This is a genomic window from Janthinobacterium sp. SUN176, assembly GCF_030587335.1.
Classification (GTDB): Bacteria; Pseudomonadota; Gammaproteobacteria; order Burkholderiales; family Burkholderiaceae_D; genus Janthinobacterium; species Janthinobacterium kumbetense.
Window position 1 is genome coordinate 2965940 of sequence record NZ_JAPWIA010000001.1, and the last position, 16607, is coordinate 2982546.

At 62.6% G+C, this 16607-nt stretch carries 15 protein-coding genes; all 15 read right to left on the minus strand.

The annotated features are described in order from the left end of the window. Positions 1-9: 9 nt before the first annotated feature. Entirely contained in the window at positions 10-1533 is a 1524-nt protein-coding gene (gene purF, locus O3299_RS13410; RefSeq protein ID WP_034783451.1) for an amidophosphoribosyltransferase, read from the minus strand. A 38-nt stretch (positions 1534-1571) separates the two neighbouring features. Beyond that, a complete protein-coding gene (locus O3299_RS13415; protein ID WP_077407525.1) occupies positions 1572-2060 on the minus strand; it encodes a CvpA family protein in 489 nt (162 codons plus the stop codon). A gap of 20 nt (positions 2061-2080) precedes the next feature. Continuing rightward, positions 2081-3064, minus strand: a complete 984-nt coding sequence (locus O3299_RS13420; RefSeq protein WP_305062483.1) for an SPOR domain-containing protein — start codon at positions 3062-3064, stop codon at positions 2081-2083. 24 nt (positions 3065-3088) lie between these two features. Further along, positions 3089-4387 (minus strand): bifunctional tetrahydrofolate synthase/dihydrofolate synthase, encoded by a 1299-nt coding sequence (gene folC / locus O3299_RS13425; RefSeq protein WP_305062484.1) that lies wholly within the window; start codon positions 4385-4387, stop codon positions 3089-3091. Between the two features lie 101 nt (positions 4388-4488). Next, on the minus strand, positions 4489-5361 hold the full coding sequence (gene accD, locus O3299_RS13430; protein ID WP_010400390.1) for an acetyl-CoA carboxylase, carboxyltransferase subunit beta: 873 nt from the start codon (positions 5359-5361) through the stop codon (positions 4489-4491). Between the two features lie 184 nt (positions 5362-5545). Next, entirely contained in the window at positions 5546-6343 is a 798-nt protein-coding gene (gene trpA / locus O3299_RS13435; protein WP_099666998.1) for a tryptophan synthase subunit alpha, read from the minus strand. A gap of 81 nt (positions 6344-6424) precedes the next feature. Then, positions 6425-7675 (minus strand): tryptophan synthase subunit beta, encoded by a 1251-nt coding sequence (gene trpB / locus O3299_RS13440; RefSeq protein ID WP_305062485.1) that lies wholly within the window; start codon positions 7673-7675, stop codon positions 6425-6427. Beyond that, positions 7668-8351, minus strand: coding sequence for a phosphoribosylanthranilate isomerase (locus O3299_RS13445; protein ID WP_305062486.1), 684 nt, complete (start codon positions 8349-8351; stop codon positions 7668-7670). The genes trpB and O3299_RS13445 overlap by 8 nt, the downstream gene beginning before the upstream one ends. A gap of 22 nt (positions 8352-8373) precedes the next feature. Beyond that, positions 8374-9177, minus strand: a complete 804-nt coding sequence (gene truA, locus O3299_RS13450; RefSeq protein WP_070260513.1) for a tRNA pseudouridine(38-40) synthase TruA — start codon at positions 9175-9177, stop codon at positions 8374-8376. A gap of 73 nt (positions 9178-9250) precedes the next feature. Beyond that, positions 9251-11758: a FimV/HubP family polar landmark protein gene (locus O3299_RS13455; protein ID WP_305062487.1), complete on the minus strand. Its 2508-nt coding sequence runs from the start codon at positions 11756-11758 to the stop codon at positions 9251-9253. 244 nt (positions 11759-12002) lie between these two features. Further along, positions 12003-13130, minus strand: coding sequence for an aspartate-semialdehyde dehydrogenase (gene asd / locus O3299_RS13460; RefSeq protein ID WP_071653756.1), 1128 nt, complete (start codon positions 13128-13130; stop codon positions 12003-12005). 45 nt (positions 13131-13175) lie between these two features. Then, on the minus strand, positions 13176-14246 hold the full coding sequence (gene leuB / locus O3299_RS13465) for a 3-isopropylmalate dehydrogenase (protein WP_305062488.1): 1071 nt from the start codon (positions 14244-14246) through the stop codon (positions 13176-13178). A gap of 11 nt (positions 14247-14257) precedes the next feature. After that, positions 14258-14905 (minus strand): 3-isopropylmalate dehydratase small subunit, encoded by a 648-nt coding sequence (leuD, locus tag O3299_RS13470; RefSeq protein WP_251350427.1) that lies wholly within the window; start codon positions 14903-14905, stop codon positions 14258-14260. A 51-nt stretch (positions 14906-14956) separates the two neighbouring features. Then, entirely contained in the window at positions 14957-15079 is a 123-nt protein-coding gene (locus O3299_RS13475; RefSeq protein ID WP_010400408.1) for an entericidin A/B family lipoprotein, read from the minus strand. A 122-nt stretch (positions 15080-15201) separates the two neighbouring features. Next, a complete protein-coding gene (leuC, locus tag O3299_RS13480) occupies positions 15202-16605 on the minus strand; it encodes a 3-isopropylmalate dehydratase large subunit (RefSeq protein ID WP_099666990.1) in 1404 nt (467 codons plus the stop codon). Positions 16606-16607: the final 2 nt, after the last annotated feature.

A 16607-nucleotide genomic window follows, 5' to 3' on the forward strand; every position in this document is an offset into this window, starting at 1 on the left:
GCAGCTTACTTATGCTTCTGTTGTCGCCAGGTTCAGGTTCAGCTGGGAACGCGGCGTATCTTCGGGCGCTGCCGCCTTCGGATGGTGACGCGCATATTCCAGGCGGTCCAGGTATTCCTGCGACACGTCGCCCGTCACGTACACGCCATCGAAGCACGATGCCTCGAAGTTGGTCAGGGCCGGGTTGACGTCGGCGATGGCCTGTTTCAGCGCGCCGATATCCTGGTACACGAGGTAATCGGCCGTGATTTCGCGGCACACTTCTTCCGTCGTGCGGCCGTAGGCGATCAGTTCGTCGCGCGTCGGCATGTCGATGCCGTACACGTTCGGGTAGATTACCGGTGGCGCGGCCGAAGCGAAGATGACCTTCGTCGCGCCCGCTTCGCGCGCCATCTGCACGATTTCACGGCTGGTGGTGCCGCGCACGATGGAATCGTCGACCAGCAGCACCACTTTATCCTTGAATTCGGACGGGATCGCGTTGAGCTTCTGGCGCACGGATTTCTTGCGCGCCGCCTGGCCCGGCATGATGAAGGTGCGGCCGATGTAGCGGTTCTTGATGAAGCCTTCGCGGTACTCGATGTTCAGCGCCATGGCCAGCTGGATGGCGGCCGGCCGCGAGGAATCGGGAATCGGCATGACCACGTCGATATGTACGCCAGGCAATTCAGCGCGGATCTTTTCGGCCAGGTACTCGCCCATTTTCAGGCGCGTGGCGTACACGGAGGCGCCGTCGATGACGGAATCGGGACGGGCCAGGTAGACGAATTCGAACACGCACGGGTTCAGGCTGGCATTGTCGGCGCACTGGGCGCTGTGCAATTGCTTGTCAGCATCGATGAAGACGGCTTCGCCGGGACCGATATCGCGCACGAAGCGGAAGCCCATGCCTTCCAGGGCCACGGATTCGGAAGCGATCAGGTACTCAGGACCTTGTTCCGTTTCATTGATGCCCAGGCACAGCGGACGGATGCCATGCGGGTCGCGGAAGGCCAGCAAGCCCACGCCGGCGATTTGCGCGACGGCAGCGTAACCGCCCTTGACGCGGCGGTTCAGCACGGTAACGGCCTTGAAGATGGCTTCCGGGTCCAGGTTCAGGCCCGTCGTCGCTTCCTGGATTTCATGCGCCAGCACGTTGAGCAGCACTTCCGAATCGGAATCGGTATTGATGTGGCGGCGGTCGTTCTTGAACATTTCCAGCTTCAACTGTTCCCAGTTGGTCAGGTTGCCATTGTGCGCCAAGGTGATGCCGAACGGCGCATTCACATAAAACGGCTGTGCTTCCTCTTCGCTCGACGAACCGGCCGTCGGGTAGCGGCAATGGCCGATGCCCGTCGTGCCTTGCAGCGAACGCATGTTGCGCGTACGGAAGACGTCACGCACGAGGCCATTGGCCTTGTGCATGGAAAACATACTGCTGTGATTGGTCGCAATCCCTGCCGCGTCCTGACCGCGATGTTGCAGGAGCAACAATGCATCATAGAGCAATTGATTGACAGGTTGATGGGAAACGACGCCGACGATGCCACACATGGTGTGCTCCTAAACTGTGCTACTGATTTTAAAAAAATTCAAAATTTCACATGCTGCGCGTAAGCGGCAGGCAGATAAGGCTTGATGGCGCGCGCGCCCTGTTCCGCGAGCGGGCTGAGCTGCGCGTTTTTCCAGAATGGCTGCTGCGGTATGGACGTCATGCCACACAAGATGACGGCGGTCAGCACGATCACAAGGCCCCGCGCCACGCCGAACAGGCTGCCCAGGGTGCGGTCGGCCAGGCTCAGGCCCGTCACCTTGACCAGCGCGTCGACCGTCATGGACAGCAATCCCATCAAAATGCGCACACCGATGAACAGCACCACGAAGGCCAGCAACAATCGGATGGCTTCGCCCGGCACGGCTTCCGGCAGGAATTTCGCCAGCGTGGCGCCATAGGCATTGGCAATGACGAAAGCCACGATCCAGCTGACCAATGACAGTATTTCCTTGACCAGGCCACGCATCATGCTGATCAGCACGGACGTCACCAGCACGAACAGCACTAGGTAATCGAAAATCGTCACGCCCGTTCAGCCTTGCAACATCACGCCGGTACCAGGCTGCCGCCCAGGCCCAGCTTTTGCAGCTTGGCGCGGGTCTTTTCGGCGTCTTCGCGGCTGCCGAACGGTCCCACGCGCACGCGGATGCGTTCGCCCGCCGGGCTGGAGACTTTCTGCGTGTACGACTTGATGCCCGCTTCGCGCAGCTTGTCCTGCAATTCGTCAACCTTGTCCTGCGTCGCCAGCGCCGCCACCTGCACCACGAACTTGCCGCTGCCGGCGTCGTGCGCCTTGTCCTGCACCTTCTCTTGCGGCTTGTCCTGCGGCTTGCCTTCCAGGATGGCCAGCGCGCGCGCGGCATCGTCGGCCGATTGCGCCGGCTTGGCAGGCTTCGGCTCGGGCTTGGCTTCCGGTTTTACTTCATGCTTGGGCTCAGGCTTGGACTCGTGTTTCGGCTCGGCCTTGGGTTCCGGCTTGGTTTCGTGCTTCGGTTCCGGTTTTGGCTCCACCTTGACCGGCTTGGGCTCGGGTTTCGGTTCCACGTAGGCTGGCTTGACCGGCGCAGGCTGGACGGCGGCCAGCACGGGTGCCGGTGCAGGCGTCGGCTTGGCCGCAGGCGGCAGCGGCGCGTCGACGATTTCCTCGGACTGGTCCAGGCCATTCGATGCGGCCCGGGCCGGAACGGCCGGCACGGGCGCCGGTGCAGGCGCTACGGCCTTTTCCTTCGACGGAATATCGATGGCGATATCGTTGAACGGCGCCTTCGGCTCGGAATCGAGCAGCATCGGCAAGCCGACAGCCACGCCCAGGGCCAGGGCGATGGCCCCGACCAGGCGGCGGCGTGCGCGCTTTTTTTCAGGCAAGACCGGATCCGGCGCTTCCTTGCCGCCACGGCGCGATCCGCCGCCACCGGAGGTGTTGGCGGCGCGTTTGCGGGTCGGCGACTGTGCTTCGCCAGGGACATAAAAGCCGCTGTCTTCGCCAGAGGATTCTTGCTTGTTTTTAAACAGTTTCGAGAACAAGCCCATGCGTGATTTTCAGTCGAGTGCGTTTCAGTGAAGTGAGGATTTTCGGGCCTTCATCACGCCGGCAACGGTGAGGAAAGAACCAAAGACCACAATTCTATCATTCTCACCGGCCCGGCTCATTGCATTTGCAAAAGCTTGTGCCGGATCTTCGAAAATAGATACAGTATGCTCGCTGCTATCGGGCTTATCTTCCAGCATGATCTGCACCTTGGCGGCCAGCTCGGAAGCCGTGGCCGCGCGCGGCGAAGGCAAGCCCGTCAGGCACCAGTGGTCGACGTGTTCGCTCATCGCGGCCAATACGCCATCGATATCCTTGTCCAGCATGGAGCCGAACACGGCATAGGTGTACGGATGGAAACCCATATTGCCCAGGTTCTGGTTCAGCGCCGACGCCGCGTGTGGGTTATGCGCTACATCAAGGATCACGCTGGGGCGGCCAGGCAAGACCTGGAAGCGGCCCGGCAGTTCCACCGTCACGAGGCCCGTGCGCACTTCCTGCGCGCCCACGGGCAGTTTCAGCTTCAGCACTTCCAGCGCGGCCAGCACGGCCGTCGCGTTGAGGATCTGGTTGGCGCCGCGCAAGCTCGGATACGCGAGCGAATTGCGGCGCTGCTCGCGTCCGCCGTAGTTCCACTGCTGCTTGTCGCCCGAATAATTGAAATCGCGGCCCATCAGCCACAGGTCGGCGCCGATGGCTTCCGCATGGTCGATCAGGGATTGCGGCGGCACGGGGTCGCTGCAGATGGCCGCCTTGCCCGGGCGGAAGATGCCCGCCTTTTCAAAGCCGATCGCTTCGCGCGTATCGCCCAGGTAATCCGTGTGGTCGATATCGACGCTGGTGACGATGGCCACGTCCGCATCGATCACGTTGACGGCGTCGAGGCGCCCGCCCAGGCCCACTTCCAGGATGGCCACGTCCAGTTTGACCTGCGACAGCAGGTGCAGGATGGCCAGGGTGGTGAATTCGAAATACGTGAGCGGCGTGTCGCCCCGCACGGCCTCGACGGCATTGAAGCTGGCGACGATCTGTTCGTCGCTGGCCATCTCGCCCAGCACGCGGGCGCGCTCGTTAAAATCGAGAAAGTGTGGCTTGATGTACAGCCCCACTTTGTAGCCGGCACGCAACAGCACGGATTCCAGCATGGCGCAGGTGGAACCCTTGCCATTCGTGCCCGCCACCATGATCACGGGGCAAGTAAACGCCAGCTGCATGCGCGCCTTGACGGCTTGCACGCGGTCCAGGCCCATATTGATCTGGGCTTCCGAATGGCGGGTTTCCAGCATGGCGAGCCAGTCCGGCAAGGTGATGGGGAGCTTGTGCATGGGAGACTTCTTGATGAGGAGACAGTGCGCGAGGCGCGGAGATGGTGTGGCGTGGCAACCGGGCGTGTCCTGCGGACTCCGCCCGGCCTGTTACGTTGGCGTTACGCCAAGACTTCGACGGCCTGGTTTTGCAACAAGGCCAGCAGACGGGCGATTTCTTCGCGCATCTTGCGGCGGTCGACGATCATGTCGACGGCGCCCTTGGTGACGAGGAACTCGGCGCGCTGGAAGCCTTCCGGCAGTTTTTCGCGCACGGTGTTTTCAATCACGCGGGGGCCGGCAAAGCCGATCAGCGCTTTCGGTTCAGCAATGACCACGTCGCCCATGAAAGCGAACGAGGCGGACACGCCGCCCATGGTCGGGTCGGTCAGCACGCTGATGAATGGCAATTTCTTTTCCGACAGCTTGGTCAGCATGGCCGTGGTTTTCGCCATCTGCATCAGGGACAGCAAACCTTCCTGCATGCGCGCGCCACCGGTGGCGGTGATGCAAATGAACGGCACTTTCTGTTCCAGCGCGATTTGCGCGCCGCGCACGAAGCGCTCGCCCACGACGGAGCCCATGGAGCCGCCCATGAATTCGAATTCGAAGCACGCCACGACAACCGGCAGGCTCATGATGGCGCCGCCCATGACGACCATCGCATCCGTCTCGCCCGTCGCTTCCATGGCGGATTTCAGGCGGTCCGGGTATTTCTTGCTGTCCTTGAACTTCAAGGTATCGACAGGCAGGATTTCCTGGCCGATTTCATAGCGGCCGCCCGCGTCGAGCAGGCTGTCGAGGCGCTCACGCGCGCGGATGCGCATGTGGTGATCGCATTTCGGGCACACGTGCAAATTCGATTCCAGGTCCGTACGGTACAGCACGGCTTCGCACGACGGGCATTTGACCCACAGGCCTTCCGGCATGGTCTTGCGCGCGGCAGCATCAGAACGCTGTATGCGCGGTGGCAGCAGTTTTTCCAACCAACTCATATTTTCTCCTTGGGCCCTTGTAGGGGTAGCGTCGGTGGACGCCCCCGGCAGACGGTAAACGGCGACGCCCCGCAGGGCGCCACCAAAAATTTTATCTATTGCACAATAACAGGCAAATCAGTGGCCGAAGTGTAGCCGTTTATCGCCGGGCTGTCGAACTTTGCCGCCAACGCATATTGCGTGCTCAGGCGTCCAGTGCGGCGCGGATGCCTGCCGTAAAGCTGCGCACGGCGTCGACGGCACCGCCTTCCGGGGCATTTTCAATCTCCTGGATGATGCGGCTGCCAATCACGACGGCATCGGCCACCTTGGCAACGGCCTTGGCCGTGGCGCCATCGCGGATGCCGAAGCCCACACCGATAGGCAATTTTACATGCTGGCGGATGGCCGCGAGGCGCTCGGCCACCTGTTCCGTATCAATGTTGCCGGCACCCGTGACGCCTTTCAGCGACACATAATAGCTGAAGCCGCCGCCAACCTTGGCCACTTGCGCGATGCGCTCTTCGGTCGAGGTGGGTGCCAGCAGGAAGATCAGGTCCAGGCCCGCCGCGCGCATGGCGGCCGCGAATTCCTCGCACTCTTCCGGCGGATAGTCGACGACGATGGCGCCATCCGCGCCGGACGCTTGCGCTGCATCAATAAATGCGGCGCTGCCGATGCGCTCGATGGGATTCGCATAGCCCATCAGCACCACGGGCGTCGTCTGGTTCGTTTCGCGGAACTGGCGCACATAGCCGAACACGTCGTGGATGCCGACATTGAATTTCAAGGCCCGTTCGCAGGCGCGCTGGATGACGGGGCCTTCGGCCATGGGGTCGGAAAACGGCACGCCCAGCTCCAGCACGTCGGCGCCGCCCTCGACGAGCGCGTGCATCAGGGGCACGGTGGCGTCGGGGCCGGGGTCGCCGGCGGTGATGAAGGTGACCAGGGCGGTCTTGTTGTTGGATTTTAAGTTGGCAAAAGTGGCGGAGATACGGGACATGGCGAGCTTTCGTGTTATCGGTGAGAGGTGTCGGATGGCGCGCTATGCGCTCATCCGACCTGCGCGGGATCTTTCAGCTGTTTAACTGAAATTGAGTCCCATGCGTTCCGCCACGGTATGCATGTCCTTGTCGCCGCGGCCCGACAGGTTGGCCAGTACAATTTCATCTTTCGGCAAGGTGGCCGCCAGTTTGGCCGCGTAGGCCAGCGCATGCGACGATTCCAGGGCCGGGATGATGCCTTCGATATGGCAGCAATCGTGGAACGCCTGCAGCGCTTCCTCATCCGTGATCGACACATACTGCGCGCGGCCCGAGTCTTTCAGCCACGCATGTTCCGGGCCTACGCCGGGATAGTCGAGGCCGGCCGAGACGGAATGCGTCTCGATGATCTGGCCGTTTTCATCCTGCAGCAGGTAGGTGCGGTTGCCGTGCAGCACGCCCGGGAAACCGGCCGTCAGCGAGGCCGAGTGCTTGCCCGTGTCCAGGCCTTCGCCGGCCGCTTCCACGCCGATCAGTTTCACGTCTTTCTGGTCGATATACGGGTAAAAGATGCCCATGGCGTTCGAACCGCCGCCGATGCAGGCCAGCACGTAGTCGGGCTGACGGCCCGTCATTTCCGGCATCTGCACCAGGCATTCCTCGCCGATCACGGACTGGAAGTCGCGCACCATCATCGGATACGGATGGGGGCCGGCCACGGTGCCGATGATATAAAAGGTGTTTTCGATATTCGTGACCCAGTCGCGCATGGCTTCGTTCAGCGCATCCTTGAGGGTCTTGGAGCCGGATTCGACAGGCACGACGGTGGCGCCCAGCAATTTCATGCGGTACACGTTCTGCGCCTGGCGCTTGACGTCTTCGCTGCCCATGTAGACCACGCATTCGAGGCCGAAGCGGGCGCAGATCGTGGCCGTGGCCACGCCGTGCTGGCCGGCGCCCGTCTCGGCGATGATGCGCGGCTTGCCCATGCGCTTGGCCAGCAGGGCCTGGCCGATGACGTTATTGATCTTGTGCGCGCCCGTGTGGTTCAAGTCTTCGCGCTTGAAATAGATTTGCGCGCCACCCGCCAGTTCGGACCAGCGCTTGGCGTGGTAGATCGGCGATGGACGGCCGACGAAATGCTTGAGCTCGTAGCGGAATTCTTCGAGGAATTCGGGATCGACGCTGTAGCGTGCATACGCTTCCTTCAGCTCGGCCAGCGCATGCGTGAGCGTTTCGGCAACGAAGGAACCGCCGTACGGGCCGAAGTGGCCGCGCGGGTCGGGAAATGGGTAATCGGTGGCGTGGAACAATGCGGCGGCTGCGCCGGGCGCGGTGGTGTGGTCATTCATGGTTGTTTCCTCTGGCAATGATGGCATCGGCATCCTGCACCGCGGCGATAAACGCGCGGACACGGGACGCGTCCTTGATGCCCTTGGACGCTTCGACACCACTGCTGATGTCGACGGCGTAAGGGCGCACGCGCACCACTGCGTCAGTCGCGTTTTGTACGCTCAAGCCACCACTTAAAACGACCCGAGGCGCGAGTTCTTTTGGAATGAGGGACCAATCAAATACCTTTCCTGCACCACCGTAGGCATCCACATAGGTATCGAGCAAGAGACTCGAAAACAAGGGACTGGCGGCGCGATAGCGCTGTTCGTATTCTAGCAAATCTTCAAAGGAGGTGTCGGATTTGACGCGGAACACTTGCGTAAACGGCGTATTCACGGCGCCAGCCAGCGCGGCGCTGTGTTCGGGCGTCTCGTCGCCATGAAATTGCAGCAGAGACAATGGCGCCACGGCCTTTGTTGCCTGCACTTCTTCCAGCGTGGCATTGACGAACAGGCCGACCGTCGTCACGTACGGCGGCATGGCGGCGATCAGGCTGGCCGCCTGCTGCGGCGTGACGTAACGGGGGCTTTTCGGATAAAACACGAAGCCGATGGCGTCGGCGCCCGCCGCCACGACGGCCTGGATGTCTTCGGCGCGGGTCAGGCCGCAGATCTTGATGCGTGTGCGAGGCATGGCTATCCTTTATTGATGCAGATCAAAACCAGGGCAAGGCGCTGCTGCTGTCTTGCGGCAAGGCCCATTTCGGATCGTAATCGATCTGCGCCAGGTACAAGCCGTCCGGCATGAAGGTGGGCGCAGCGGCATGACGATCCTTGCTTTCAAGCAAGTGCCCGAGCCAGTCCGGTTTTTCGCGTCCCGTGCCGATGTAGACGAGCGAACCGACCAGGTTGCGCACCATGTGGTGCAGGAAGGCATTGGCCGTAATCGTAAAAATCACGCAATCGCCGCGCCGCTCGATGCGGATGTCATGCATCAGCTTGACAGGCGACTTGGCCTGGCATTGCGCGGCACGGAAGGCCGTGAAATCGTGCCAGCCCAGCAGCGGCTGCACAGCCTGGCGCATCAGTTCCACGTCCAGCGGACGGAAAAAGAAACCGGCACGGCCTTCCACCAGCGGCGAACGGGTAGCGTTGTTGTACAACACATAATGATAGGTGCGTGCGCGCGCGCTGAAACGGGCGTGGAAGAAGTCATTGACCGTCGGATCGCCTTCGAGTTCCTTGGCCCAGCGTACGGCGATGGATTTCGGCAGGAAGGCGTTGACGCCGCGCACCCACGAGTGCACGTCGCGGTTCAATTCCGTATCGAAATGCACGACTTGCTCGAGCGCATGCACGCCCGTGTCCGTGCGGCCGGCACAGGTGGTGGCCAGGCGTACGCGGGCAAACTGTTCCAGCGCGTTTTCCAGCTGGTCCTGCACCGTCTGCCCGTCTTCCTGCTTCTGGTATCCGTGCCAGGCCGTGCCGTCGTACTGCAGGCCGAGGACGATACGCTTCAATGGCGTTGCTGTCGTAATATTTTGCATCGAAGCATTATACCGGCGCAGCAGCCTGCCGCGCCGGCGGGTATTGCTAACTGAGCAGGGCGCGCATCGTGTTAGCTTTCTTCACCTGCTCTTCGCTGCCACCCTTGATGACTTCATCGATCAGCTCGCGCGCGCCTTCCTTGTCGCCGATTTCCTGGTAAGCGATCGCCAGGTCCAGCTTGGTATCCATTTCCATGTGGATGGCCGACAACGGGTCGTCCACGCCCACGCTGGCCGTCTTGCCATCGTTGAGGTCCAGGTCGATGCCGGACAGGTCGAATTCCTGCGCCGGCGGTATGGCTTCCGGCAAGGTGGCGGGCGTTTGCGCATCGTCAAACAGGCTGTCGATGGAAGGCTCGGCCGCCACCACCGGCGCGGCAGCGGGCGCGACAGGCTCGTCGAGGTCGAAATGGGCCAGGTCGACATCCTTCAACGGATCAGGCAACGGCGTCAAGCCGGCGCCCACGCCGTTCACGGGACCGGCTGGCGGCTCCAGGTCCAGGCCGAAATCCATGCTGGCGTCATAGTGCACATCGTGCGCATCCTGCGCGGCAGAAACAGGCTTGCTGTCCGGCCCCGGCATGACGATCGGGTCGCTGGTGGAAACGGGTTCGAAATCGAGGCTGTCGAGGTCGAAATCGAGCGGATCGCGCGCATCGCGGGCCGCCACGGAAGACACCGGTTCGGCCGGCGCCAGGTCGGCCAGCGGCGCAGGAGTAGACAAATCGTCCGGCAAGTCCATGCTCTGGCCATGCAAGTCGTCGCCGGCAGCCTTGCTCAGGCTGACGACGGCGTCGTCTTCCGTATCGCCATACAGCGGGTTGGCGGGATCGAGCGCCAGGCCTAAGGCAGCGGCCTGCGGCCACTCTTCGCCCTGGCCACGCGTCAGGCTGTACAGCTCGCTGGCCTGGTCTTCAAACGCGCGCACGTCGTTGCGGGCCGAATAGATTTCCAGCAACTTCAAGCGGGCTGCATGGCGCTCGGGGTGGATGCGCAAGGCTTCCTTGAGGATATCTTCCGCCTGGCCATCGCGGCCGTAGGCGATATACACGTCCGCTTCGGCGACGGGGTCCGTTTCATTCGCGTCGAGCATGCTGGCGCCCGCTGCGGCGGCCACGCCGGCAGCGGCGGCGCCCGTGCCAAACAGGTGATTGCTCGCTTCGGACTGCTGATCTTCCGGCGCAAGGCCGGCCGGCGGCGCCACTGGCGCTTCCGGCTCGAACACGGGGGCGATATCTTCGGCGGGCGGCGGCGTCTCCTTGCGGCGGCGCGCGATCACCAGCGCGGCCACGGCGGCCAGCAGCGCGGCCAGGCCGATGCCGATGGCGCCCAGGTGGTCGCTGATCTTGTCGGCGAAGGTCGGTTCCAGCGGCGATGGCTTTTTCACCAGCGGCACCGGTTTTGCCTTCGGCACGGGCGGCTGGGCTTCGGCAGGTGCACTGGCGACGGCGCTGGCAACGGCGCTGGCCGATGCGCTGGCCGATGCGCTGGCAGCGGCCTCGGCCGGCTTGGCGGGCGCCGGGGCGCTCTTGTCGGCCATGGCCTTGCTCTTGACCGCCATCAACTTTTCCAGGTCGCTGACGTTCTTTTCCAGTTCCTTGACGCGGGCGGCCGCTTCATCGACCTGCTTCGCCTTGGCGATCTTGTCTTCTTCGCTGGCGACGGCGCTCTTGCCGGCCGACTTGGCTGCCGGCTCCGCTTTCGACAGTTTCAGCTTGTCTTGCGACTCGCTCACGGCCGTCGGTTTTTCCTGCACCTTGGTCGGGCCGATCTTGCCGGCCGTGCTTTGCGTCGCTTGCGCGGCCTTGGCCGGCTTGCTTTGCGACACCTGGCCTGCCAGCTTGTTGCGGTAGGCGTCGAAATCGATGGCGTGCGCCGTCACGATGCCCTTCGCTTCAGCCGCGCCGGTGGCGCGCACGGTGTCCGCACCCGGCACGGCCAGGATGCGCCCGGCCTGCATGCGGTTCATGTTCTCGCCCTTGAAGGCGTCGGGATTGGCGCGGTACAGGGCGACGAGCATCATGTCGAGCGACACGCCCGATGGCTTCAGTTCGCTGGCGATGCGGCTCAGGGTGTCGCCCGCCTTGACCTTGTATTCGCCTGCCGCCTTTTTCGCGGCTGGTGGCGCAGCATCGGCGGCGGCCGGCTTGGCCTTGCCAGGCTCGACTGGCGCCGTCACTTGCGCGCCGCGCGTCTGGCGCGCTTCGGGCGTGTCGAGCACGAACGCATATTCGCGCACCTGGCGGCCGCTCTTGCTGCTCAGCTCCAGCAGCAGGTCGACCATGGGTTCGGCCACCGGTTGCGCCGAGCTGATGCGGATGAAGGACTTGCCGTTGCGGTTTTCCACGGCAAACGTCAAGGCGTTCAGGGCGGGATTGAATTCCACGTTGGCCTGGCGATAGGCATCAGGCGGCGCCAGCTTGGCCAGCAGGCTCGAAGCCTCGCCTGGCTTGACGGCCGATAATTCGACCTCGGCGCGCAGCGGCTGGCCGGCGGCGGACAGCACCGTGATCTTGCCCAGCTCGGCTGCGGATACCGCCGGTGACAATAACACCGCACAGGCGACAGCGCCGCTGAGTGTTTTAATGGCAAGGGAGGCGACCCGGGGACGAGTGTGTACAGGCATAGTTGGCGGCATCTTAGTTGACATGGGAAAACTGTTACTTTTCCAGAGGTATCAACATATCATCATGCCCAGAGCTATGCAAGCTCCGCATGGTTGAGCCTTGACGGGCTCAGGACGAAAAAAAAGCCGGGAAAACAGCCCCGGCTTGATCTGGATCAGCAATTAATTGCCGTTATGCGTCCAACAAAATACGCAGCATGCGGCGCAGCGGCTCGGCCGCGCCCCACAGCAATTGGTCGCCCACGGTGAACGCGGACAGGTATTCGCCGCCCATGCTCATCTTGCGCACGCGGCCGACGGGAATCGTCAGGCTGCCCGTGACGGCGGCCGGCGACAGGTCGCGCACGGACGCTTCGCGCGTGTTCGGCACGAATTTCACCCATTGGTTGTTGCTGGCGATGATGTCGTTGATTTCATCGAGCGGCACGTCTTTCTTCAGCTTGATGGTCAAGGCTTGCGAATGGCAGCGCATGGCGCCGATGCGCACGCACAGGCCGTCGACCGGGATTTCCTTCGTGCCGAAATCGATGCCGCGGCCCAGGATCTTGTTCGTTTCCGCGCCGGCCTTCCACTCTTCCTTCGACTGGCCGTTGCCCAGGTCCTTGTCGATCCACGGGATCAGGTTGCCGGCCAGCGGCGCGCCGAATTGCTTGATTTCATCCGGGGAATAGCCGTGCTGGGTGGCCAGCACCTGGCGGTCGATTTCCAGGATGGCGGAAGCGGGGTTGTCCAGCAGCGCCTTGACGGAACCGTTGATGGTGCCGAATTGCGTCAGCAGTTCGCGCATGTGCTGCGCGCCGCCGCCCGATGCCGCCTGGTACGTCATCGACGTCATCCAGTCGATCAGGTCGTGCTGGAACAGGCCGCCCAGGCCCATCATCATGCACGACACGGTGCAATTGCCGCCGATGTAGTTCTTGACGCCCTTGCCCAGCGCATCCTTGATGACGTGCAGGTTGACGGGGTCGAGCACGATGACGGCGTCCTTTTCCATGCGCAAGGTCGAGGCCGCATCGATCCAGTAGCCATTCCAGCCCGCCGCGCGCAGTTGCGGGAAGACGGCGCTCGTGTAGTCGCCGCCCTGGCAGGAAATGATGATGTCGCACTTGGACAGTTCGGCGATGTTGTTGGCATCCTTGAGGATGGTTTCATTCTTCGCCATGGCCGGCGCCGCGCCGCCCGTGTTCGAGGTGGTGAAAAACACCGGTTCGATGTGGGCGAAATCGCCCTCTTCCTGCATGCGCTGCATCAGGACCGAACCGACCATACCGCGCCAACCTACCAAGCCAACTAATTTCATTACCATTCCTCAAGATGAGACGGCGACTGCCGTCATTAGACTATTTTATCCCAGTGCTTTTACAACTGCATCACCCATGGCCTCGGTACCGACCAAAGTCGTGCCCGCTTCGTGGATGTCGGCCGTGCGCAAGCCCTGCGCCAGCACCTGCTTCACGGCCGTTTCGATGCGGTTTGCCTGCTCTTCACGATTCAGCGAATAACGCAGCATCATGGCGGCCGACAAGATCGTCGCCAGCGGATTGGCGATGCCCTTGCCCGCGATATCGGGCGCCGAACCGTGCGATGGCTCGTACAGGCCCTTGTTGTTGGCGTCCAGCGAGGCCGACGGCAGCATGCCGATCGAACCCGTCAGCATGGCGGCCGCGTCCGACAAGATGTCGCCGAACATGTTGCCGGTCACCATGACGTCGAATTTCTTCGGCGCCCGCACCAGCTGCATGGCCGCGTTATCGACATACATATGATCGAGCGCAACATCGGGGTATTCCTTGTGCACGTCGATGACGATGTCTTTCCAGAACTGGAACGTTTCCAGCACGTTCGCCTTGTCCACGCTGGTGAGGCGCTTGTCGCGCTTTTGCGCTGCCTGGAAAGCCACGTGGGCGATGCGGCGGATTTCGCCTTCCGCATAGCGCATCGTGTCGAATCCTTCGCGCTGGCCCTTGAACGGACCGTCCGGGCACTCGCGCACGCCGCGGGGCTGGCCAAAATAAATGTCGCCCGTCAATTCGCGGATGATCAAAATGTCCAGGCCGGACACCACTTCCGGCTTCAGGGTCGAAGCGCCCGCCAGTTCCGGGTACAGAATGGCCGGACGCAGGTTGGCGAACAGGCCCAGGTTCTTGCGCAAGCCCAAAATCGCCTGCTCGGGACGGAACTGGCGCTCCAGCGTATCGTATTTGTAGTCGCCCACGGCGCCAAACAGCACGGCATCGGCCGCCTTGGCCAGGGCCAGCGTGCCTTCCGGCAAGGGGTGGCCATGGGCCGCATAGCCGGCGCCGCCCACGGGCGCGCTTTCCAGCTCGAACGATTCGCCCAGCACATTCAAGACCTTGACGGCTTGCGCGACGATTTCAGGACCGATGCCGTCGCCGGGTAAGATTGCAATTTTCATATTTTTATCGATTAGATGACGTTGGCGAGCCAAGGCTGATTGTTCAAATGACGCTCTTCGAAGGCGCGGATATCGTCCGCGTGGCGCAGGGTCAGGCCGATATCGTCGAGCCCATTCATCAGGCAATATTTGCGGAAGGCATCGATCTCGAACGGATACGATACGGAACCATTGCTGGTGCGCACGCATTGCTGCTCCAGGTCCACCACCAGCTTGAAGCCGGGGAAGGCCTTGACTTCATTGAACAGGTGCTCGACCTGGCTTTCCGACAGCACGATGGGCAGCAAGCCGTTCTTGTAGCAATTATTGAAGAAGATGTCGGCGAACGAGGGCGCGATGATGGCGCGGAAGCCATATTGATCGAGCGCCCACGGCGCGTGTTCGCGCGAGGAACCGCAGCCGAAATTCTTGCGCGTCAGCAAGATCGAGGCGCCCTGGTAGCGCGGCTCGTTGAGCACGAACTCCGGGTTCAGCGGACGGCGGCTGTTGTCCTGGCCCGGTTCGCCATGGTCGAGGTAGCGCCATTCGTCGAACAGGTTGGGGCCGAAACCGCTGCGGTGGATCGATTTCAGGAATTGCTTCGGGATAATCGCGTCGGTGTCGACGTTGGCACGGTCCAGCGGGGCGACCAGGCCTTCGTAAATCGTAAATTTATCCATGCTGTTTCTACTCGGTAAGACGCGCGGCGCAGGGCGCCGGCACGTCGCGGTTTATTTTCCGCCGGCGCCAGTGACAACCTGGCCGACTTTCTGCACATCGCGGCCGATGCCGGAGACGGTGTTGCAGCCAGACAAGATGACGGTGGCGATGAGGAGGGCGAAGAGTTTTTTCATGATGATCTCGTTTGTTTCAGGGAAATGAATGGCGCTAGTGTAAACCAGCAGCTGAAAGCTGGGGTCAGACCCGGCGGGTCTGACCACGGAATTTGGCTGCGTTACCACGCAGTTCCCCTAATTCATCGCAAGCCCCGCACGTCGACAAAGTGGCCGGCGATACCTGCCGCGGCCGCCATCGCGGGCGACACCAGGTGGGTACGCCCGCCCTGCCCTTGCCGGCCTTCGAAGTTGCGGTTCGACGTGGACGCGCAGCGTTCGCCCGGCTCCAGGCGGTCCGCATTCATGGCCAGGCACATGGAGCAGCCCGGCTCGCGCCACTCGAAACCGGCATCCTTGAAGATGCGGTCGAGTCCCTCGCGCTCCGCCTGGTCCTTGACCAGGCCGGAACCGGGCACCACCAGCGCCAGCGAGACGTTCGAGGCGCGGTACTTGCCGCGCACCACGGCCGCTGCCGCGCGCAAATCCTCGATGCGCGAATTGGTGCAGGAACCGATGAAGACCTTGTCGATGCGGATGTCTTCGATGGCCGTGTTCGGCTTGAGGTTCATGTAGACGAGCGCCTTTTCCATCGCATCGCGCTTGACGCTGTCTTTTTCCAGGTCGGGGTCCGGCACGCGGCCATCGACGCCGATCACCATTTCGGGCGACGTGCCCCAGGTCACTTGCGGCACGATGTCTTGCGCGTTCAGGGTGACGACGAGGTCGAAGCGGGCGCCCGGGTCGGAATGCAGGGTGCGCCAATAGGCCACGGCGCGTTCCCAGTGGGGACCGGCCGGCGAAAACGGGCGGCCCTTGACGTAATTGATGGTGGTGTCGTCCACGCCGATGATGCCGGCGCGCGCGCCCGCCTCGATGGCCATGTTGCACACCGTCATGCGGCCTTCCATCGACAGGGCGCGGATGGCCGAGCCGCCGAACTCGATACAGTAGCCCGTGCCGCCGGCCGTGCCGATCTTGCCGATGATGGCCAGCACGATATCTTTCGCCGTCACGCCGGCAGGCAAGGCGCCGTCGACCTGCACCAGCATGGATTTGGATTTCTTTTGCAGCAAGGTTTGCGTGGCCAGCACGTGTTCCACTTCGGACGTGCCGATGCCGTGCGCCAGCGCGCCGAACGCGCCGTGCGTGGACGTGTGCGAATCGCCGCAGACGACCGTCATGCCGGGCAGGGTCGCGCCCTGCTCGGGGCCGATCACATGCACGATACCCTGACGCTTGTCGTTCATGTTGAAGTAGGTCAAGCCATAGTGCCGGGCGTTCTTGTCCAGGGTTTCCACCTGCAGGCGCGAGACCGGGTCGGCAATGCCGTCGACCCGGCTGGTGGTGGGCACGTTATGGTCGGCCACGGCCAGGTTGGCGGAAATGCGCCACGGCTGGCGGCCCGCCACGCTGAGGCCATCGAAGGCTTGCGGGCTGGTGACTTCGTGCAGCAGGTGCCGGTCGATGTACAGAATTGTCGTGCCATCATCTTCGGCCCGAACAACGTGGGATTCCCAAAGTTTGTCGTAAAGCGTCTTCATCATGA